The sequence below is a fragment of the Cellvibrio sp. genome (assembly GCF_039207905.1).
Lineage (GTDB): Bacteria > Pseudomonadota > Gammaproteobacteria > Pseudomonadales > Cellvibrionaceae > Cellvibrio.
In genome coordinates this window covers 88956-108972 of the sequence record NZ_JBCECX010000015.1, presented here as the reverse complement: position 1 = coordinate 108972, position 20017 = coordinate 88956, and the positions used below count along the sequence as shown (strand labels likewise).

General features: G+C 47.5%; 15 protein-coding genes. 10 read left to right on the top strand and 5 right to left on the bottom strand.

The window, feature by feature from the left end; translation table 11 throughout:
- Nucleotides 1-8: 8 nt before the first annotated feature.
- Both rimK and AAGC78_RS11165 read right to left on the bottom strand, forming a co-directional pair.
- On the bottom strand, nucleotides 9-914 hold the full coding sequence (rimK, locus tag AAGC78_RS11170; RefSeq protein WP_435784161.1) for a 30S ribosomal protein S6--L-glutamate ligase: 906 nt from the start codon (nucleotides 912-914) through the stop codon (nucleotides 9-11).
- A gap of 34 nt (nucleotides 915-948) precedes the next feature.
- Complete coding sequence (locus AAGC78_RS11165; RefSeq protein ID WP_435784160.1) at nucleotides 949-1413, bottom strand: ATP-dependent zinc protease family protein; 465 nt, start codon at nucleotides 1411-1413, stop codon at nucleotides 949-951.
- Between the two features lie 255 nt (nucleotides 1414-1668).
- On the opposite strand from AAGC78_RS11165, the gene AAGC78_RS11160 reads away from it, so the two are divergent.
- Nucleotides 1669-1875, top strand: coding sequence for a PA3496 family putative envelope integrity protein (locus AAGC78_RS11160; protein WP_435784159.1), 207 nt, complete (start codon nucleotides 1669-1671; stop codon nucleotides 1873-1875).
- A 362-nt stretch (nucleotides 1876-2237) separates the two neighbouring features.
- The gene (locus AAGC78_RS11155) at nucleotides 2238-3542 is read left to right on the top strand and encodes a GGDEF domain-containing protein (RefSeq protein WP_435784158.1); all 1305 of its coding nucleotides are present in this window, start codon (nucleotides 2238-2240) and stop codon (nucleotides 3540-3542) included.
- Here the strand turns inward: AAGC78_RS11155 and AAGC78_RS11150 are convergent.
- Entirely contained in the window at nucleotides 3529-4446 is a 918-nt protein-coding gene (locus AAGC78_RS11150) for a VanZ family protein (protein WP_435784157.1), read from the bottom strand. The two genes, AAGC78_RS11155 and AAGC78_RS11150, sit on opposite strands and share 14 nt — an antisense overlap.
- A 236-nt stretch (nucleotides 4447-4682) precedes the next feature.
- Here AAGC78_RS11150 and AAGC78_RS11145 point away from each other — a divergent pair, with 236 nt between their 5' ends.
- Entirely contained in the window at nucleotides 4683-5453 is a 771-nt protein-coding gene (locus AAGC78_RS11145) for a DUF6748 domain-containing protein (protein ID WP_435784156.1), read from the top strand.
- Nucleotides 5454-5545: 92 nt separating this feature from the next.
- Here the strand turns inward: AAGC78_RS11145 and AAGC78_RS11140 are convergent, their stop codons facing one another.
- Nucleotides 5546-6913 (bottom strand): deoxyguanosinetriphosphate triphosphohydrolase, encoded by a 1368-nt coding sequence (locus tag AAGC78_RS11140; RefSeq protein WP_435784155.1) that lies wholly within the window; start codon nucleotides 6911-6913, stop codon nucleotides 5546-5548.
- A gap of 25 nt (nucleotides 6914-6938) precedes the next feature.
- A complete protein-coding gene (locus AAGC78_RS11135; RefSeq protein ID WP_435784154.1) occupies nucleotides 6939-7850 on the bottom strand; it encodes a putative porin in 912 nt (303 codons plus the stop codon).
- Between the two features lie 389 nt (nucleotides 7851-8239).
- Between AAGC78_RS11135 and atzF the strand changes: the two genes are divergently transcribed.
- The 7 genes from atzF to urtD all read left to right on the top strand — a co-directional run bounded on the left by atzF (nucleotide 8240) and on the right by urtD (nucleotide 19992).
- The gene (gene atzF / locus AAGC78_RS11130) at nucleotides 8240-10042 is read left to right on the top strand and encodes an allophanate hydrolase (RefSeq protein WP_435784153.1); all 1803 of its coding nucleotides are present in this window, start codon (nucleotides 8240-8242) and stop codon (nucleotides 10040-10042) included.
- Nucleotides 10043-10155: 113 nt separating this feature from the next.
- Nucleotides 10156-13776, top strand: a complete 3621-nt coding sequence (gene uca / locus AAGC78_RS11125) for an urea carboxylase (RefSeq protein ID WP_435784152.1) — start codon at nucleotides 10156-10158, stop codon at nucleotides 13774-13776.
- Nucleotides 13777-13803: 27 nt separating this feature from the next.
- Nucleotides 13804-14517 carry a GntR family transcriptional regulator gene (locus AAGC78_RS11120; RefSeq protein WP_435784151.1) on the top strand — a complete coding sequence of 238 codons (714 nt, stop codon included), beginning with the start codon at nucleotides 13804-13806 and terminating at the stop codon, nucleotides 14515-14517.
- A 188-nt stretch (nucleotides 14518-14705) separates the two neighbouring features.
- A complete protein-coding gene (urtA, locus tag AAGC78_RS11115; protein WP_435784150.1) occupies nucleotides 14706-16001 on the top strand; it encodes an urea ABC transporter substrate-binding protein in 1296 nt (431 codons plus the stop codon).
- A gap of 161 nt (nucleotides 16002-16162) precedes the next feature.
- Nucleotides 16163-17872: an urea ABC transporter permease subunit UrtB gene (gene urtB, locus AAGC78_RS11110; protein WP_435784149.1), complete on the top strand. Its 1710-nt coding sequence runs from the start codon at nucleotides 16163-16165 to the stop codon at nucleotides 17870-17872.
- 162 nt (nucleotides 17873-18034) lie between these two features.
- Entirely contained in the window at nucleotides 18035-19180 is a 1146-nt protein-coding gene (gene urtC / locus AAGC78_RS11105) for an urea ABC transporter permease subunit UrtC (protein ID WP_435784148.1), read from the top strand.
- Entirely contained in the window at nucleotides 19180-19992 is an 813-nt protein-coding gene (urtD, locus tag AAGC78_RS11100) for an urea ABC transporter ATP-binding protein UrtD (protein WP_435784147.1), read from the top strand. Before urtC ends, urtD begins: the two co-directional genes overlap by 1 nt.
- Nucleotides 19993-20017: the final 25 nt, after the last annotated feature.

Below are 20017 nucleotides of genomic sequence, written 5' to 3'. Positions count from 1 at the left end.
TCATTCAATCAGCCTTTGCCACGGGTTTTGTTGGCATTAGGGCGCGCATTTTCCTCGACGAACTCTACGATTGCATCGGCGATATCCTTCTGAGTCGCCCCCTCAATCCCCTCCAATCCCGGAGACGAATTCACTTCCATCACCAAAGGCCCACGACTTGAGCGCAACAAATCAACACCGGCGACTTGCAAGCCCATAGTCTGCGCCGCCTTGATCGCCGTGCGCCGCTCATTAGGGGTCAGCTTGGTCACTTTCGCCGTACCACCGCGATGCAAGTTGGAGCGGAATTCGCCCTCTTGCGCGGTGCGCTCCATAGACGCCACGACCTTATCGCCAATAACAAAACAGCGCACGTCACTGCCGTTGGCCTCTTTGATAAATTCCTGCACCAGAAACTCGGCGCGCAGCTCGCGGAAAGCTTCAATCACACTCTCTGCCGCCTTCTGGGTTTCCGCCAGCACGATTCCGCGCCCTTGGGTACCCTCGCACAGCTTGAGCACCAGAGGAGTGCCGCCGACCAATTTGATCAGCTCTTTGGCATCGTGAACGTTGTAAGCAAAACTGGTTTTAGGCAAGCCAATGCCTTTGCGTGACAGCAGCTGCAACGCACGCAATTTATCGCGCGAACGACCGAGCGCAATGGATTCAGTCAGGCAGTAAACGCCCATCATTTCAAACTGGCGAATCACCGCCAAACCATAGTGAGTGACCGACGCGCCGATACGCGGAATCACTGCATCAAAATCTTCCAGCTGTTCGCCCATATACCAAATAGCCGGGCTGGCAGAGGCGATATCGATATAGCATTTGAGGATGTCGATAACCCGAACTTCATGGCCGCGCTTGATGCAAGCCTCCACCAACCGACGGGTTGAATAGAGGCGGCGATTGCGCGACAGAATAGCGATTTTCATAAAAAATCCGATTGGATAAAGGAAAGGGGGTTGGTTACATCGACGCCATGGCTGGCTGGTTTTTGTTACCACCCAGTAAAAAGGATTTGCTGCTGTCCACCCAGAACCCTTGCCTGAGCGCGCTGCGCCCCAGCAACATCCGGAAGCGCATATTTTCCCGATCGGTCAGCGTCACCTCGATGGTCATGCTGATCCCGTTAATCAGGATGCGGGTTTCGATCACCACCCGCTCTTCCGAGTGCCCGCCGGAATCCGTCACCATGCGTACATCCTTCACCGGAGTTTCACATTCAATGCAGGTCAGGCTGTCTTTTTGCAAGGGATGCAATCCAAACTTCACCCATGGCTTGCCATCTTTTTCAAAAGGCGTAACGTAGTAAGCATGGAGCGCGCTGGTTTTCGCGCCAGTATCGACCTTGGCTTTAATGGCGGGGATGCCTAACTCCGGCAGCCCTATCCACTCGCGCCATCCGATCACTTCAGGTTGTTTTTTTGTCACTGTCTGGAGTCCTCGTTTTGCTGGATCTGAAACTGGAATATGTCGGCCTGAATCTGATTTGAAAGCACCAAGCGCGATCAACTGGACAGGCGCGCTTTGTACCCCAGTTCAGGGCCAAGGTAAAAAGAAAAATTTTATTGTCGCCCATCGATTTTTCTTTTGTTTTTTAATGGGCTATGGTAAATAGCGCGGGTCAAATTCCCACTTGGGGAAATCGACGCCACCCCTCTCTTCTGTCAATGTTGGAGTAGTCTTATGTCAGTTGATGTAGAGTCACAAGATACTGATCTGATGAGTGATGTTAGCATCGAAACCGATGATGAAGAGGCAACGCCGAAGCTAACGGGCAAAGAAGCCAGCCAGCACACTTTGGAAATGCGCCGCAAAATCGAAGATCGCTTGGAACGTCGCCGCATTAAAGATCAACTGGGATACGACGAGCTTTCCGATCTGGACTTTTGATTCTAAAGTCCAATCCTCAAGTCGCCCAGCAACAAACCTGAACATCAGGTATTCGGTCAATACCCATAACTATATTGTTAGCCGCCAGAACACCGGCGGCTGATTTTTCCCCCGTTTTTGCCCACCGTTTCATAACTTTACCAATCCCTGCTACACACGCTATTGCTGTACTCCCATTTAACTTCTATGATCAGCCCAAGTCGCTTGGATGCACATTAACTATAAGCCACTTTTTCAGGCAAAGACTCCAGGGCGGGATTCAGGAACAGGCTGACATCAACCAGATCGCGTTCCCATAAACACAGCGAAAATAAGAATAGTTGTTGGATGCAAAAATGTATCCGCCGCTGGAGCCCAGATGTATGCGACAAACCTCTCCCAACCATTTGTATTTTGAAATTGTCCTCGGACTGCTCGTTATCCTCACTATTTTTGCGATAGCCGGGGAAGAGCAAATTCTTGAGGAGCATTTGGTCATCGACCAAAACTCCGGACTCGCACTGAATACTTACGACGACCGGGAAAGCGGCGGCACTTCGAGTATCTATCTTGAAGACGAAAAAAATATGCGCTGGCATTGCATCCTGCGCGACAGCTATTCCTATCCTTATTGTGGTTTTGAAGTGCTCTTCGACAAAGAGCGCACCAACGGCATTGACCTGCGCCACTACAACAAAATCCGCCTTTGGCTGGACTACAACGGTCCCAGCCAAACTGTGCGTATTTCGCTGCGCAATTTCGATCCGCTCTACAGCAAAAAAGAAATTCTGCAGAGCACCAAATATAACCAGATTGAATTCAATGTCGCGCTGTTAAATGGCGTCGCCGAGTTTTCGCTGAAAGATTTTTTTGTCGCTAACTGGTGGGTGTTGGAAAATAAAATTCCGCCACAGTTAAGCCATCCACAATTCGACAACATCACTATTTTTGAAGTGCAAAGTGGTTCAGGAAAACCATTGGGAAAACATCAATTCCGTTTGCATCGCGTTGAATTTATCGGGCAAGCGCTAAGCACCGCAGACTGGTATCTCGCGATCATGGTGGTGTGGCTGTGCATTATTTTATGTTTCCTTGGTTATCGCATTATCAAACTCAAAGATGAAGTAGTCATTCAACGCAAACGCGAATCCGAGTTGATTGAGATTAACGAAGTATTGGATATGCGCAGTAAAGCGCTGGAATTACAAACCAAAACCGATCCACTGACCGGGGCGTTTAATCGACTGGGAATTGAAGAGGCCATTAGTATCGGGTTACAAGACTGGTATCAGCATCGCAAACCACTGTCGCTGGTGATGATTGATATCGACCACTTTAAGCAGATCAATGATAAATACGGGCATGATGTGGGTGATCTGGTGCTCAGCAATCTATCGAATACTGTGCAACAACATACACGCACGCAGGATTTGTTTGCACGCTGGGGCGGAGAAGAATTTGTGTTGGTTTGCCGCAATACCGACCTTGAAAGTGCACGCACTATTGCCGACAAATTGCGTGAACTGATTGCCAACCAAACCCTGCATAAAGATATTAAAATCACTGCCAGCTTTGGTGTCGCCACTTTAAAAACTTACGAAAATCTTGAGCAGCTTTTCAAAGCGGCCGACACTGCACTCTACGAAGCCAAATCGTCCGGCCGCAACCGCGTAGCTACTGCAGCCTGACATTATCCCAATAAAAGTGGCGCGGTTCGGATAGTTGCAAAGCAAAAATGGTGAGATTGCTGATCTCATCCATCACCATCGCTCGTTTTCGCGGCGCAGTGCGTACATCATCCAAATTAATTTGCAGATGGTTCCACCCAGAAGCCAATACAAAAGGTCGATTAAACCTGTCGTTATAGCGATTATCCCCACGATCATGCTGAAGATCAGAAATTCTGATAACCAACTCTATGGGTGCAGCATCTGGATTGTAAAAGTCCATTGTTATAGTTTTATATTTCCCCCAGTCACCGTAGGGGCCAAGCAGACTTAAACCCGCAAATTTGTGGGTATCAAGTTCAACATGTAGCGACTGGTTACCATCTGTATGCAGCGATAAATCCTGACGAACTTTTACTTGTGCTTTATTGAACTGTAATTGCTGGAGTTCATAGCGCGAATCAAAACTATTCACCTGCGGAAACTGGTGGCGCATTACCAGATTTGCAATACCGGAATCGATAATCAGCCAAAGCGCAGGCGAGATAAATAACACACTGACTGCACGTAGAATCCACACCGAGCGATTCGGCTTTTGCCCCCAAAATAGTCCAAGCCAAACACCAAATAAGTTATGCAGAACATCATCAGCACTGGCACTGCGACCAACAAATGATTGAACAAACTCAATCAACACACCCAACAAAATTGCAATCAGCGTCACTAGCAGCCACTGCCGCCAGTGTGGCAATGGTTTAAATGCCTGAATCAGCAACATCACCACCGCAAAAAAAACAATATGGCCAAAGTTCCAGATGTTTTGCAGCACTGGCAATGAAAAAACGTCAGGTCCACCAATAAAAAAGAACGGCATTACAACCAACACTAACAAACCGGAAAACCACGAAGGCAAACTTGCTTTCAAAGCAGACTCCATCACAAAAATAATCAAGCAGGAACAATTTATTACAAAAGGCTGGCGCACCGTTTGGCAATCTGTAATGACTAAAAACTGACAAGGTTTAGTATAAGGATTGCACTCGCTGGGACAGGGATGCATTCACCCTATGTTTACTACTATTAACACCGTGTTTACCACATAGTGTTGAGTAGATGGTTTTTTACATAGTTCCTTCATATCTAATAACAGGACTTACTATTATGAACAAATTCATTTCATTCACTCGCGCCGCTATAAGTAGCTGTGCGATATCACTGGCAGTTTGCGCAAGCCTATTCAGTTTTGGCACACAAGCACAAACTATCATTAGCCCGGAACCTACCGGCACCACTTACCTGGTGAAACAGGATTATCGCAAATGCGCATTTCCATTGTGTGGCGGCTGGTTTTTAACGCCAGTTAACCAATATTCACTCCATTTAGAAACTGAAGATGAAGCCTACCAAAATGCTGCCTTATTGCCCAACAGCATTTATGTGTCTTATATCAACTACAAGCGCCTTGGTTTGACCAAGGAACAAATCGCAGAGTTTGAAAACGCGATTCGCAACGAACAAGCCTTATTGCGCGGCGCAGTAGTCAATTCGCCAGTGTCAGGAAAAATTATTACCCGCACTAAAACTTTAGCGGCAAACGGTGCCTGGGTTGGCGCCAACAAAAATGTTGCAGTTGGTCCCTATCTGAAGATTTCCAGTACCGGAATTGTGTGTATTACGACTCCCTGCCCTTACTTTAACGCGGCACTAATAAACAGTGGCTATTCCAGTCAGTTCCATGATTTAACCTTCGAAAAAGCAGCATTGGATCGCGAGCAGGAAGCACAAGCCTGGCAAGCAATATCAACCACCGGATTGATCATAACAGGCACCACTTATGTATCGAGCGGTTTTAATGAAAGTGGCGCTGAACCAGGTAAAGGGGTAGGCATCGCAGCGACCAAAGTGCTCTTTGCGTTTCCCGTTAAAAAATAAGGAATAAAAAAATCCCCACATCAAGTGATGTGGGGATTTTTATTTGTACAAAATATTGCGCCCTACCCTATCTGCTTGACCTGAACGCTAAATCAATACTGCGAATACCCCATCCCATTAAATTGCTTGGCAAGATTAGTCGCGTAGTTATCAGTCATGCCACTGATGTAGTCGATGACGGCCATCAACGCCATGTATTTATAATTTGCTTCTCGTTTACTTACAGCAGGATGGAAATTATTTTCGCCAATCAAGGCCATCACACGATTGTCTTTGTAAGTCATCTGCGATGCGTCGCCGAGCGATGCGTAAACTGCAGAACAAATGGTATTCAGCAATGTGCCTATTACTGTGTAAGCACCAATCTCCAATTCAACGCGGCGTGAATGGTTAAATATTTTTTGCTTGGCTAAATCTTTTGCCGCTTGCACCGCATTTTTTACTTTTGGATCACAGAGGGATATTAAATCACCCTGCACTTCACCGCGTAAAAAGGCGTCCTGATGTTTTATAAATGCCGCTGTGCCTGCATTGATAAACGCATCAATCACTTTGCCGCGCACCAATGCGGGCTTGCGGCCATCGTTTACTTTTTTCAGTAATCGCTCTAATTCAGGTAATTGCGCGGAATCAGCAATTACCGGGTGCAGCAGCTCGTAAATTTCAGCCCAGTTTAGAATTCCCATCTCCAAACCATCTTCAAGATCAATGATGCCGTAGCAAAAGTCGTCTGCCGCTTCCATCAAATACACTAGCGGGTGACGACAATACCAATCGCTCCCCAGTTCAATCAACCCGGTTTTTTGTGCAATCTCGTGAAAGTGATCCAACTCCGATTGAAAGATTCCATATTTAGTATCTTTAGGGCGCTGACCTAACACTGTGGGCGATGATGTCCAAGGATATTTAATCGACGACGCAAGCGTTGCATAGGTCAAACGCATACCATCGTGAAACTGGTGATACTCCGATGTAGTCAATACACGCAAGCCCTGCGCATTACCTTCAAACACACGGATATCATCTTGCTCTGAAGGCGATAAATCCTTTAAAAATTCCGCTCCCTCTTTTTGAAACCAGTTACGGATAGCATCTTCACCAGTGTGACCAAATGGCGGGTTACCTATGTCATGCGCCAAACAGGTGGCTTGCACAATATCGCCAATATCCGTCGGCCAAATATGCGTAGGTAAATCGCCTTTATCTTTCAGCGCCTGCCCCACCCGAATTCCCAAAGTGCGGCCAACGCAGGCCACCTCCAAACTGTGCGTCATACGATTGTGGATATGATCGTTAGTCGCCAGTGGATGCACTTGTGTTTTACGCGCAAGGCGACGAAACGCTCCGGAAAAAATAATTTTGTCGTGATCCGAATGGAAGGGCGAACGCCCTTCTTCGTGCTTTGCTACGCGCTTACCCAAACGGTCAGCGCAGAGCAATTGGTTCCAGTTCATGGACATCAGTTAATCTCGTTAATCATTAGTTTTAGAAACGATAACTCGCACCGATCCGAAAATAATTATCGTCATCAGCCTCGGAATAAGAAGCTTGCGCACTCACATTATCGCCAAAAAAAGTTCTCACTCTCAGCTCATACACATCTTCGGTATCAACATCATCGGCATCAGTCGCCGAATAAGCCGTGCCGATACTCACCGATTTATTAATGTAGTAATCAACACCAAGAGCATAACTGGAGCTGGAAAAACCATCGTCATCTGCTTCTGCGTAAGATACCTGAAAATTCAACGCCTGTTCGGCTGGCAACAACCACACATATTTACTTTGGATATTCCAGAAATCACTAACATCCTGCCCTTCAATAAAACTGGTCCACACTAACCAACCATCAAGAGGTGTTACCCCCAACACGGCGGTACCGAGATAATCCCAACCATCTTTATCACGCGATGAATCAGTTATTCCCGCAGAGGTAACCTTCGTCACTGTTTCCGTTTTATCTGCAACAACGCCTAGGCCTGCGTAGAAAATCGTATTCGGAATATAGTACTCAATACTCAGTAATCCGCTATCAGTCTTGTATTCGCTTTGGATCTCATAATTATTGCTACTGAAGCTAGAGTCAGTCTCACTCCGCCCGTAGGTCAATCTCACACCACTGGCTCGCCGCAAAAACGCCGCTTCCGCTAATGGCCCGCGCGAGGTATCCACTGCTTGAAAATAACTCACACCATCAAGCGTTACCCCCCAATTATCGTAATCTTGTGAAGGTGCAGTATCGCGATTGATCTGAGTGTAATAAATGGAGTTTTCGTATTGATAGGATTGCGCGGCCACTGAAAGGCTGGTGCACAACCCCATAGCGACAACCAAGCGGGAGAGAGCGAAAGGAGAGACAGCAGAGTTAACAACAGCAAGATGATTTACAACATTCATTATGGATAAGTCCCTATTTCAATTTAAAAATCGTTCAAAACCCGAAGGCTTTCCGTACAGCTTTAAAAAGGTAGCATGCGATTGAAACCCCATCGGGTTATTTAGCCCCTGCCACAAAAACACTGCGCCATTATGCACCAGATTGACTCAGAATAATTTTTTTAACGCACAAAATAAGCGCACAAAATCCCTCTTTTATTCATTGCTTTTCAGCCTGCTCCTTCATTTTTATACGTCATTTAACTCATTGAATAACAAGGATTTTGTGCCTTACAGCCTAGCATAGCACCCACTCAAAATTCGATTGGCATAGTTTCTGCTGAATACAAACTTGTATCCAAGATTGTATTTAAGTGAAGAGCTAATTAAAGAGTTAAGTGGGAACGATAATGGCGCAGTCTGCAAACCAAACAACAACCGGCTGGACAATTAGCGAATGGCTCAATGGCTATCGCAATAACGGGTTGAACCTACGCGAAACATTGCAACAATTGCGCGCGCAACTTAGCGCCGATGACAACGCCTGGGTTTATATAGTTTCGGCTGCCGAACTTGATTCACAAATTGCGGCAGTGGAACAACTCAACAATGCCAGCAGCTTACCGCTTTACGGTGTTCCCTTCGCAGTGAAGGACAATATCGATGTTGCAGGAATTCCGACTACCGCTGCATGCCCCGCATTTACTTATATCCCTGAAGTCGATGCGACCAGTGTTGCGCGACTCAAACAGGCCGGCGCAATCGTGCTCGGCAAAACCAATCTCGATCAATTTGCCACTGGCCTTGTAGGCACACGCTCGCCCTACGGTGCAGTGTCGAATTCATTTAAAGCAGATTATGTTTCCGGTGGTTCAAGCTCCGGTTCCGCCACAACAGTCGCGCAAGGTGTAGTGCCTTTCAGTTTGGGAACCGACACCGCCGGTTCTGGCCGTGTACCGGCAGGCTTCAATAATATTGTTGGCTTAAAACCCACGAAAGGCCGCTTCAGCACTAAAGGTGTTGTACCCGCGTGTCGCAGCCTGGATTGTGTTTCTGTATTTGCACTTACAGTTGATGATGCAGAAACCGTTGCAAACGTTCTGGAAGCATTTGATGCAGCAGATGGCTACTCGCGCACTGCGCCCGCTGCCGCAACCTACTTCTCATCAAAACCACGCTTTGGCATTCCCGCTAATCCCGATTGGTTTGGCGATACACAAGCCGAGGCAGCATGGTTGGAAACACTGGAAAATATTTCCGCGTTCGGTGCGGAATTAGTCACCATTGATTTCACACCGATGCTCACCCTCGCGCAATTATTGTATGGCGGCCCTTGGGTAGCAGAGCGTCATGCGGCCATCGCCGATTTTATGCAAGATCACGCGGGCGATATGAACGATGTTGTGCGCGGCATTGTTGAAAAAGCCGTTAACTTTTCTGCAACCGATGCCTATCGCGCTGAATATCGCCGCGCCGATCTCGCACGTGAAATCCAAACACTCATGAACAATGTGGATGCGCTGCTGGTTCCCACTTCGCCACGTCATCCAACTATTGCTGAAGTCGCGGCCGATCCCGTTGGCGTTAACAGCCAACTCGGCACTTACACCAATTTTGTCAATCTCGCCGACTGCTCTGCCCTCGCATTGCCAGCCAGTATGCGCGCCGATGGCTTGCCATTTGGCATCACCTTGATTGCACCTGCATGGCAAGACGCAGCGCTCGCTGCATTCGGAAAAAAATGGCACAGCAGTGTGAATTTATCCTTGGGAGCGACAAGCAAACCAACACCGGCATTGGCAATAAAAAATACTCCACCGAAAGGTTATGTCCGTCTCGCTGTTGTCGGCGCGCACTTAACCGGTATGCCTCTTAATGTGCAGTTGCAAGAGCGCAACGCCATTTTTGTAGAGAGCACCTACACCGCAAACAATTACCGTTTATTTGCACTACCGAATACCACACCGCCAAAACCCGGTTTGATTCGTTCCGCAGAAGGAGCAGAAATTATCGTGGAATTGTGGGACGTACCAGTGCAGCACTTCGGTAGTTTTGTTGCCCTGATTCCCGCTCCACTTGGTATAGGCACATTGAGTTTGCACGACGGACGCGAAGTGAAAGGTTTTATTTGTGAAGGCGCAGCTGTGAATGGTGCAACGGATATTACGCATCTAGGTGGATGGCGGGTTTACATAAAGTCACTGCAAAAATAATTAACCCCACCCCAACCCTCCCCTTAAAAAAGGGAGGGAGTAAAAGCTCCTCCCCCTGATAAGGGGGAGGTTGGGAGGGGGTCAAAAACCAGGATTACAGCCGGAGAAGAATCATGTTAAAGACCGTACTTATCGCCAACCGCGGGGAAATCGCGGTGCGCATTGCCAAGACCCTGAAAAAAATGGGCATCGAATCAGTTGCTGTTTATTCCGATGCAGACCGCAACTCAGCGCATGTCACTGCCTGTGACAAAGCAATTTGCCTGGGTGGTAATACGGCGGCAGAAAGTTATTTGAAGGCAGATTTAATTCTCGCTGCCGCAAAGGAAACCGGTGCACAAGCGATTATTCCCGGCTATGGATTCCTCTCTGAAAACGCTAAATTCTGCGAGCAGTGTGAAGCAGAAGGCATCGCATTCTGCGGCCCTACGCCTGCACAAATCCGCGAATTCGGTTTAAAGCACACCTCGCGTGAAATCGCTGAAAAAGCGGGTGTGCCGCTCACTCCTGGTACTGGCTTACTAGGTTCAGTTGATGAGGCCGTTACATCGGCTGCTGAACTCGGCTATCCAGTGATGTTAAAAAGCACCGCCGGTGGTGGCGGTATTGGTCTGACCCGTTGCAACAACGAAGCTGAATTAGTTGCCGCTTATGAGAGCGTAAAACGTTTGGGCCAAAACTTTTTCAGCGATAGCGGTGTGTTCCTTGAACGCTTCGTTGATAACGCTCGCCACGTAGAAGTACAAATTTTTGGCGATGGAAAAGGCAACGTACTTGCACTCGGCGAGCGCGATTGCTCCCTACAACGCCGCAACCAAAAAGTAGTTGAAGAAACGCCTGCACCAAATTTGCCAGCCGCTACGCGCGATAAATTATTGGCAGCCTCAAAGAGTTTGGGCGAAGCGGTAAATTATCGCTCGGCAGGAACCATTGAATATATTTACGACGCAGCGCGCGATGCCTTTTACTTTTTGGAAGTAAACACTCGCTTGCAAGTTGAACATCCCATCACTGAAGCTTGTACCGGTGTCGATCTGGTTGAGTGGATGATCCTTACCGCTGCGGGCACGCCGCCGAAATTGGATATCGAAATTAATCCAAAAGGCGCGGCAATTGAAGTGCGTTTGTATGCCGAAGATCCAGTACGCGACTTCCAACCATCACCAGGTGTATTAACTGATGTAGTGTTTTCCGAATCTGCGCGCATCGATACCTGGGTTTCAACCGGTACCGAAGTATCGCCCTACTACGATCCAATGATCGCGAAAATTATTGTGTACGGTAAAGACCGCGCTGATGCAATTAGTAAAATGAGCGCAGCACTGAATGAAACCCGCGCAGCCGGTATTGCCACCAACCTGGATTACTTGCGTCAGATTATCAATTCAGATTTCTTTGGCAGCGGCGATGTCGCCACCAACAAATTAGCCAGCTTTGAATATCAAGCGCCGGTTGTTGAGGTATTACAACCCGGCACTTACACCAGCGTGCAAGATTATCCCGGCCGCGTCGGCTTGTGGAGCATTGGTGTTCCACCGTCTGGCCCAATGGATGACTACGCATTTCGTTTAGCCAACCGTATTGTCGGCAACCATGAAAGTGCTGCCGCGCTTGAATACACCATTATCGGACCGAAATTAAAATTCCATCGCGATGCAATTATCGCGCTTGCGGGTGCAACATCACCTGCAAAAATTGATGGCGAATTAATTCCTTTCTGGCAACCGGTAGCCATTAAAGCCGGACAAATTCTCGACATAGGCAAAGCTGACCAAGGTTGTCGCGGTTATCTCGCGGTGCGCAACGGTTTCGATGTACCGGTTTATTTAGGCAGTCGTTCTACATTTGCACTCGGCCAATTTGGTGGTCATGCCGGTCGCACATTGCGCGCGACCGATATGCTACCAATCAGCAATCCGGCAATTGCTGCATGCACGACTCCAGCACCGATTTATGAAGCAGCAGCTGCGCCGGTTGAACTGATTCCGACCTATCCGAATGAATGGGAAATTGGTGTGCTTTACGGCCCACACGGTGCACCGGATTTTTTCAAACCCGAAGCGATTGAAATGTTTTTCTCCACCGCGTGGGAGGTGCATTACAACTCCAACCGTTTGGGTATTCGTTTGAATGGCCCCAAACCAACCTGGACTCGCAGCGATGGCGGTGAAGCCGGTTTGCATCCATCCAATATTCACGATACCGAATACGCAATCGGCTCAATTAATTTCACCGGTGATATGCCGGTAATTCTCACCAAAGACGGCCCCAGTCTCGGTGGATTTGTTTGCCCGGTAACTATCGTTAAAGCGGAATTGTGGAAAGTCGGTCAAGTAAAACCCGGCGATAAAATTCGCTTTAAACGCTTGAGTTTTGATACTGCATTGGCGATGGAATTATCAATTGATCGCGCAATTGAAAACCTGAGTGTTCAACCAGCGGTTCTACCAATCCCAATTACCAAACCGGAAAATACTATTTCCGAATGTATTGTTGCTGCACTTCCGCCACAAGGCAGCCGCCCGTTAGTGAGTTATCGCCAAGCAGGTGATAAATATATTTTGCTGGAATACGGCGACAACATTCTTGAATTGAGTTTGCGCCTGCGTGTGTATGCGTTGATGGAAGCATTAAAGGCATCACCAATTGAAGGCGTGATTGAATTATCGCCCGGTGTGCGCTCACTGCAGATCAATTACGACAGCCGTGTTATTCACCAACAGCAATTAATTAATCAATTGTTAGTGATCGAAGAAACATTAGGCGATGCCCGCGATACCAAAGTACCTAGCCGCATTGTGCACTTGCCAATGGCATTTGAAGACTCTGCAACACTTGATGCAGTTGCGCGTTATCGTCAGTCCGTGCGCGACACTGCGCCTTGGCTGCCAAGCAACACCGAATTTATGCGTCGTATTAATGGCTTGGATTCAGTCGATCAAGTTAAAGAAATTTTGTTTGAAACAAGCTACATGGTGTTAGGTTTGGGCGATGTGTATCTCGGTGCACCTTGCGCAGTACCGGTTGATCCGCGTCATCGTTTGCTCACCTCAAAATACAATCCAGCGCGTACTTACACTGCAGAAGGCACAGTGGGAATCGGCGGTGTGTACATGTGTATTTACGGCATGGATTCCCCCGGTGGTTATCAATTAGTCGGTCGCACCTTGCCTATCTGGAATAAATTCCTGAAAAACCCGGTGTTCAAAGATGGCGAGCCATGGCTGCTGAAATTCTTTGACCGTGTACGTTATTACGAAGTGACTGAAGAAGAACTCACTGCACAGCGCGAAGCATTCCGCGAAGGCCGTTTAAGCCTGCGCATTGAAGAAGATTATTTCAGCCTCGCGGAGCACGAACAATTCCTGCAAGACAACTCCGCGAGCATTGCAGAATTCAAAACCAAACAACAAGCCGCTTTCACTAAAGAAGTTGCGCTATGGCAAGCCGACGAAGAAAAACAAGTCGATGCCGCACTGCAAGCCAAAGTCTCCAGCGGCCCGATTGAAGTAGACGGCCATGCAATCACCGCCGACATCAGCGGCAACATCTGGAAACTACTGGTAGAGCCGGGCCAATTGGTAGAGGTTGATCAACCACTGTTAATTGTTGAAGCAATGAAGATGGAATTTTCTGTGTACGCAGATCGCGCAGCAAAAGTTAGCGCTGTGCACTGCGCACCAGGTAAGCAAGTGAATGCGGGTGATTTGTTGTTGGTGCTTGAGACTGACTAATTTAAAAAACCTGCCTACGGTACAAAAATGAAATTAATCAAAAACGACAAAAGCAAAAAGAAAGCTGATGAACCGCGCACCAATTTAACGGAGCGTATTTATCAGACGATCAAAGACGATATTTTTTCATTCCGTTTGTTACCGGGCGACAGGTTCAGCGAAAACGAAATTGCCGAGCGCGTTGCGGCGAGTCGTACACCAGTGCGCGAAGCATTAGCTCGCTTGCAACGCGAAGGATTTGTGGATGTTTCTTTTCGCAGTGGTTGGCAAGTAAAACCATTTGACTTTAAACAATTTGAACAACTCTACGATGTGCGCATTGTGCTCGAGCTGGCAGCGGTAAAAAGATTGTGCGAGATGGAACCAGGTCCTCATCTGGAAGATTTAAAACGTATCTGGTTAGTTAAACCGGAAGATCGCTTGGAAGATGGCCCAACGGTTTGTGCACTCGATGAGCGTTTTCACGAACAGTTAATTGAAGCTACCGGCAACATGGAAATGGCACGTATCCATCACGATATTACCGAACGCTTGCGCATTATCCGCCGTATCGATTTCACCCAGCGCAACCGTATCGAAGCGACCTATGACGAACACGCAAAAATCCTGCGCACAATTATGGAACGACGTGCAGAGGACGTAAAAAGTTATTTGAAGACACACATAGAAGCCAGTAAAGCAGAAGTTAGAAAAATTACCTTGCACATGCTCTATGAAGCACAGCAACAGAACCCGGATTAATTGTTAGTTTTTAAAAACCAGAGTGACAACACAGAGCATACGTGAAGCACATGCACTGTGATTAAGGAAGAAAAATCTGTCACCCACTATTAGCGTTAAAGGCGTTACCGGAAAAATGGGAGCTTATAAAAAAATTAGCATCCCGAACTAAACCACTGAGTCATTAAAACCATCTAGGAGATAGACCCATGAAGCTGAAGCAAATAGCAAAACATGTCGGGGCACTCGGTATCGCCTGCGGCTTGACCATCGCCTCGTTCAGCGCAGCTGCTGCTGACACCATCAAAGTCGGTGTACTTCATTCACTGTCAGGCACCATGGCGATTTCAGAAACGACCCTGAAAGATACCATGCTGATGTTGATTGAAGAGCAAAACAAAAAAGGCGGCTTGCTCGGTAAAAAACTTGAAGCCGTTGTTGTTGACCCAGCGTCTAACTGGCCACTGTTTGCGGAAAAAACCCGTGAGCTGTTAACCAAAGATAAAGTTGCAGCAATCTTCGGTTGCTGGACTTCAGTTTCGCGCAAATCAGTTCTGCCAGTCATTGAAGAATTGAACGGCGTACTGTTTTATCCAGTGCAATACGAAGGTGAAGAATCTTCACGCAACGTGTTCTACACCGGTGCTGCACCAAACCAACAAGCAATTCCTGCTGTTGATTACCTGATGAAAGAAATGAAAGTGAAGCGTTGGGTGTTGGCCGGTACCGACTACGTATACCCACGTACCACTAACAAAATTCTTGAGGCCTATTTGAAATCAAAAGGTGTTAAGCAAGAAGACATCATGATCAACTACACCCCATTCGGCCATTCCGATTGGCAAAACATTGTGTCTGACATCAAGCGTTTTGGTTCAGCGGGCAAAAAGACTGCTGTAGTGTCTACCATCAACGGCGATGCAAACGTTCCTTTCTATCGCGAACTGGGCAACCAAAAAGTAACTGCTGAAGATATTCCGGTTGTTGCTTTCTCTGTAGGTGAAGAAGAACTTTCTGGTATCGATACCAAACCGCTGGTTGGTCACTTGGCTGCATGGAACTATTTCATGAGCGAAGACAATCCTGCGAACGCGGCATTCATCAAACAATGGAAAACTTTCATCAAAGATCCAAAGCGCGTAACCAACGATCCAATGGAAGCTCACTACATTGGTTTCAATATGTGGGTTAAAGCAGTTGAGAAAGCAGGTACTACTGACACTGATAAAGTAGTTGATGCAATCATCGGCGTTGAAGCTCCTAACCTGACTGGCGGCGTAAGCAAAATGTTGCCAAACCACCACATCACCAAGCCAGTATTGATTGGCGAAATCCAGGCTGATGGCCAATTCCTCACCGTATCGCAAACCGATGGTTTGGTTCCAGGTGATGCATGGTCTGACTACCTTGATGGTTCAAAAGATCTGGAATCAGATTGGATCAAATTGAAGTGCGGTAACTACAACACCAAAACCAAAAAATGTTTAGGTGCTGCTGCGCAGTAATGCCTTGCCTTCCCTCCCGGGTTATCCCGGGAGTGGAATAAAACATCAAGTAATTCATTTACGATTTAGCAATATTCAAGAACACCTGAAAAAACGAAAAGCAACACATAAAACTAAAAATATCCAAACCCTATTTTATTTGCGTTAACAGAGACAAGACTATGCGAAACCCACTAAAGCCGCTTGGCAGATGGCAAGTGCAATTGATAATACTGTTATCAATTTGCTGTTCAGCAACGGTTTTTTCGCAAGAGAGCACTACTGCTCAAGAGCCAATTCAATCGGCAGAGGCCGATGTATCACCCGCAGCCGAAGCGCAAGAGACGCAACAAGCGGCTGAATCCCAACCTGAATTTGACACCCTCGTCAAAGCACTTACCCAAGGCAGCTTGCCCAAGCGTGCACAGACGGCTAAAAAATTAGCCAAATTAAATGACGAGCGCGTAGCCGCTATTTTTTCTGCACTGCAACAAGGCTCGCTCTACGCCACCAAAGGTGATGATCCAGTAGTTGCTATCGCGAGTAACAGCAACACATTTACCAACGCGATTAGCGGTGAACAAATTACTTCCGCTACCGATGATCTCAAGCGCGTTCCTATCAACAATACAATGCGTACCCAATTGCGCACGCTATTAGCCGCACTGAATCTGAATGATAAAAGTTCTGCTGTGCGTTTGGATGCAGTCAACCGCATGATTGCCGATGGTGTTGATGAAGACAGCATTGGATTATTGCAAGAGCGGCAGAAAACAGAACCGGATGACGATGTACGCGCAGCAATTACCGCAGCCGTAGCATTAATGAATTTGCAAAGCACGGAAATGCAAGTGCGTTTGGATGCAGTGCAAATATTGCGCGGCAGCTTGCAACCGGAAGTGCGTACCGCATTGATTGATGTAGCTGAAAACGATGCAGAGGAAAAAGTAAAACTGCAGGCCAAGTTAGCACTCGATTCCATTGAAGATCGCATCTCCGCGTTTCGCCTCGCAGAAAATATTTTCTTTGGCTTGAGCCTTGGTTCGGTACTGCTCTTGTCAGCAATCGGCCTCGCCATTACGTTTGGCGTAATGGGCGTAATTAATATGGCGCACGGCGAATTGATGATGATCGGCGCCTACGTAACCTGGGTAGTACAACAACTATTCCCCAACCAAATTGCCTACAGTTTAATGATCGCTATTCCAGCTGCCTTTATTGTTGCTGGCTTAGTAGGTATTGCGATTGAACGCGGCGTGATTCGCTTTTTATACGGTCGTCCACTGGAAACATTGCTCGCCACATTCGGTATCAGTTTGATTTTGCAGCAAGCAGCGCGCAGCATTTTTTCGCCACTTAACCGCGCCGTAGAGTTGCCTGAATGGATGAGCGGATCACTGGTAATCAATCCGGTTTTCTCAATCACCTACAACCGCTTGTACATTTTCATTTTCGGTTTGCTGGTGTTTTTTGCTCTCTTGATGATCCTGAAAAAAACCACCCTCGGATTAAAAGTTCGCGCTGTTTCGCAAAACCGCGCAATGGCTCGCGCAGTCGGTGTACGCGCCAGCTGGGTAGATGCAATGACCTTTGGTTTGGGTTCTGGTATCGCTGGCATCGCCGGTGTTGCACTGTCACAGCTCACCAACGTCGGCCCCAACCTCGGGCAAGCCTACATTATCGATTCATTTATGGTGGTGGTATTTGGTGGCGTCGGCAACTTGTGGGGAACACTTGTGGGCGCGATGGGCTTGGGCATTATCAATAAATTTTTAGAACCCTACGCCGGTGCGGTACTCGCAAAAGTCTTGGTGCTAGTGCTGTTGATTTTATTTATCCAGAAGCGACCGAAAGGAATATTTCCGCAGAAGGGTCGTGCGGCGGCGGATTAACCCCCACCCGGCCTCCCCCTCAAAAATGGGGAGGAGTTACACTTAATCTCCCACCTTTCAATAAGGGGAAGAGATCAGAGCGCCGCTTTTGCTCCTCCCCCTTGCAAAGGGGGAGGTTGGGAGGGGGTTAAGTTTTTCGGAAAAATTTTAAAGAGAAAATTTATGTTAACCCAACGTTTATTACTCAGTGATCGCGGCGGCATGATTGTGCTGGGATTGGTATTGCTCGCGATGGTGCTGGTGCCCATATGCAATATTCTTGTACCGGAAAGTTCTGCACTGCATGTATCGACATTTACTGTCACGCTACTGGGAAAATTTTTATGTTACGCACTGCTCGCGTTAGCGGTGGATTTAATTTGGGGTTACTGCGGAATTCTATCGCTCGGCCACGGTGCATTTTTCGCACTGGGTGGTTATGCGATGGGTATGTACCTGATGCGTCAAATAGGCCCGCGCGGCCAATACGGTGATCCTCTCCTGCCCGACTTTATGGTGTTCCTGAACTGGAAAGAATTGCCTTGGTATTGGCAGGGCTTTGATATGTTTTGGTTCGCGATGTTAATGGTCATTGTTATCCCCGGCATACTCGCGTTTGTATTTGGTTGGCTCGCATTCCGTTCACGTGTGACAGGTGTTTATTTTTCGATTATCACCCAGGCACTAACTTACGCTCTGTTGCTCGCGTTCTTCCGCAACGAAATGGGCTTTGGCGGTAACAATGGCTTGACCGACTTTAAAGATATCCTCGGTTTTCCTATCGCGGCTAACGGCACACGTATCTCACTGTTTTTAGCATCGGGCTTTATGTTGATCATTGCCTATATTGCCTGTCGTTACATTGTGACTTCACGTATGGGAAAAATTATTGTCTCCATCCGCGATGCAGAAAGTCGCACGCGTTTTTGCGGTTACCAAGTAGAAAGTTACAAACTCTGGTTATTTGTTTTCTCTGCAGTGCTTGCAGGAATCGCTGGTGCGCTCTACGTACCGCAGGTGGGCATTATCAACCCCGGTGAGTTTTCGCCACTCAACTCAATTGAATTGGTGGTCTGGGTTGCAACAGGTGGCCGCGGTACTTTGTTTGGTGCAATTGTCGGCGCCTTTACGGTTAACTACGGCAAAACTGTGTTCACATCTTACTCGCCGGAAACCTGGTTATTTGCACTCGGTGCGTTGTTTGTAATCGTAACGCTGGTGCTACCAAAAGGTTTGGTGGGTTTATTTAATCGCAATAAGAAGGCTGCGGTTAAAAAAGAGGCGAGCAGCACCACCGAAAATACCGTTGCTAACAAGGAGCCTGTGTAATGAATATTTTTTCTCGCGACCGTCGCAGCATTGGCCAAAAAGATCCTAATTTCGGTGCACCGCTCGATACTTCCCACGGCCCTATCTTGTATGTGGAAGGTATCACCGTAAGCTTTGATGGTTTTCGTGCGCTTAATAATTTGAATTTGTATATCGACGAAGGTGAATTGCGCTGCATCATCGGGCCAAACGGCGCAGGCAAAACCACCATGATGGATGTAATTACCGGTAAAACCAAACCCGATGAAGGCAGCGTTTATTTCGGCCAGCAAATTGATTTACTGGGTTTGTCCGAACACCAAATCGCACGCGGTGGTATCGGCCGTAAATTCCAAAAGCCCACCATTTTTGAAGCACTAAGTGTGTACGAAAATTTGGAGTTGGCGACGGCAGCCGATAAACGCGTTTGGTGGACACTCACCCAAAAATTAAACAGTGCCCAACTGTACCGCATTGACGAAGTACTTATCCAAATTGGTTTGGCTGAACACAGATACAAAAATGCCGGCTCGCTGTCACACGGCCAAAAGCAATGGCTGGAGATCGGCATGCTGCTGATGCAAAACCCGCGCGTACTTTTGGTCGATGAGCCCGTTGCCGGTATGACCGGTGAAGAAACAGAAAAAACGGCAGAACTATTGTTATCGCTTGCAGGTGAACACTCTGTGATTGTGGTTGAGCACGACATGAAATTTGTGCGCTCAATTGCACGCAAAGTGACGGTATTACACCAGGGTTCTGTGTTAACCGAGGGTACTATGGATCAAGTACAAAACGATCCGAAAGTGATTGAAGTGTATCTTGGTGAGTAACTCCTGACGGGTGAATAGCATTTGT

What these genes read in the sequence shown, in the direction of transcription:
- rimK (WP_435784161.1), bottom strand. Translation starts at nt 914, where the DNA reads ATGAAAATCGCTATTCTGTCGCGCAATCGCCGCCTCTATTCAACCCGT.
- AAGC78_RS11160 (WP_435784159.1), top strand. Translation starts at nt 1,669, where the DNA reads ATGTCAGTTGATGTAGAGTCACAAGATACTGATCTGATGAGTGATGTT.
- AAGC78_RS11155 (WP_435784158.1), top strand. Translation starts at nt 2,238, where the DNA reads ATGCGACAAACCTCTCCCAACCATTTGTATTTTGAAATTGTCCTCGGA.
- AAGC78_RS11145 (WP_435784156.1), top strand. Translation starts at nt 4,683, where the DNA reads ATGAACAAATTCATTTCATTCACTCGCGCCGCTATAAGTAGCTGTGCG.
- AAGC78_RS11140 (WP_435784155.1), bottom strand. Translation starts at nt 6,913, where the DNA reads ATGTCCATGAACTGGAACCAATTGCTCTGCGCTGACCGTTTGGGTAAG.
- AAGC78_RS11135 (WP_435784154.1), bottom strand. Translation starts at nt 7,850, where the DNA reads ATGAATGTTGTAAATCATCTTGCTGTTGTTAACTCTGCTGTCTCTCCT.
- atzF (WP_435784153.1), top strand. Translation starts at nt 8,240, where the DNA reads ATGGCGCAGTCTGCAAACCAAACAACAACCGGCTGGACAATTAGCGAA.
- uca (WP_435784152.1), top strand. Translation starts at nt 10,156, where the DNA reads ATGTTAAAGACCGTACTTATCGCCAACCGCGGGGAAATCGCGGTGCGC.
- AAGC78_RS11120 (WP_435784151.1), top strand. Translation starts at nt 13,804, where the DNA reads ATGAAATTAATCAAAAACGACAAAAGCAAAAAGAAAGCTGATGAACCG.
- urtA (WP_435784150.1), top strand. Translation starts at nt 14,706, where the DNA reads ATGAAGCTGAAGCAAATAGCAAAACATGTCGGGGCACTCGGTATCGCC.
- urtB (WP_435784149.1), top strand. Translation starts at nt 16,163, where the DNA reads ATGCGAAACCCACTAAAGCCGCTTGGCAGATGGCAAGTGCAATTGATA.
- urtC (WP_435784148.1), top strand. Translation starts at nt 18,035, where the DNA reads ATGTTAACCCAACGTTTATTACTCAGTGATCGCGGCGGCATGATTGTG.
- urtD (WP_435784147.1), top strand. Translation starts at nt 19,180, where the DNA reads ATGAATATTTTTTCTCGCGACCGTCGCAGCATTGGCCAAAAAGATCCT.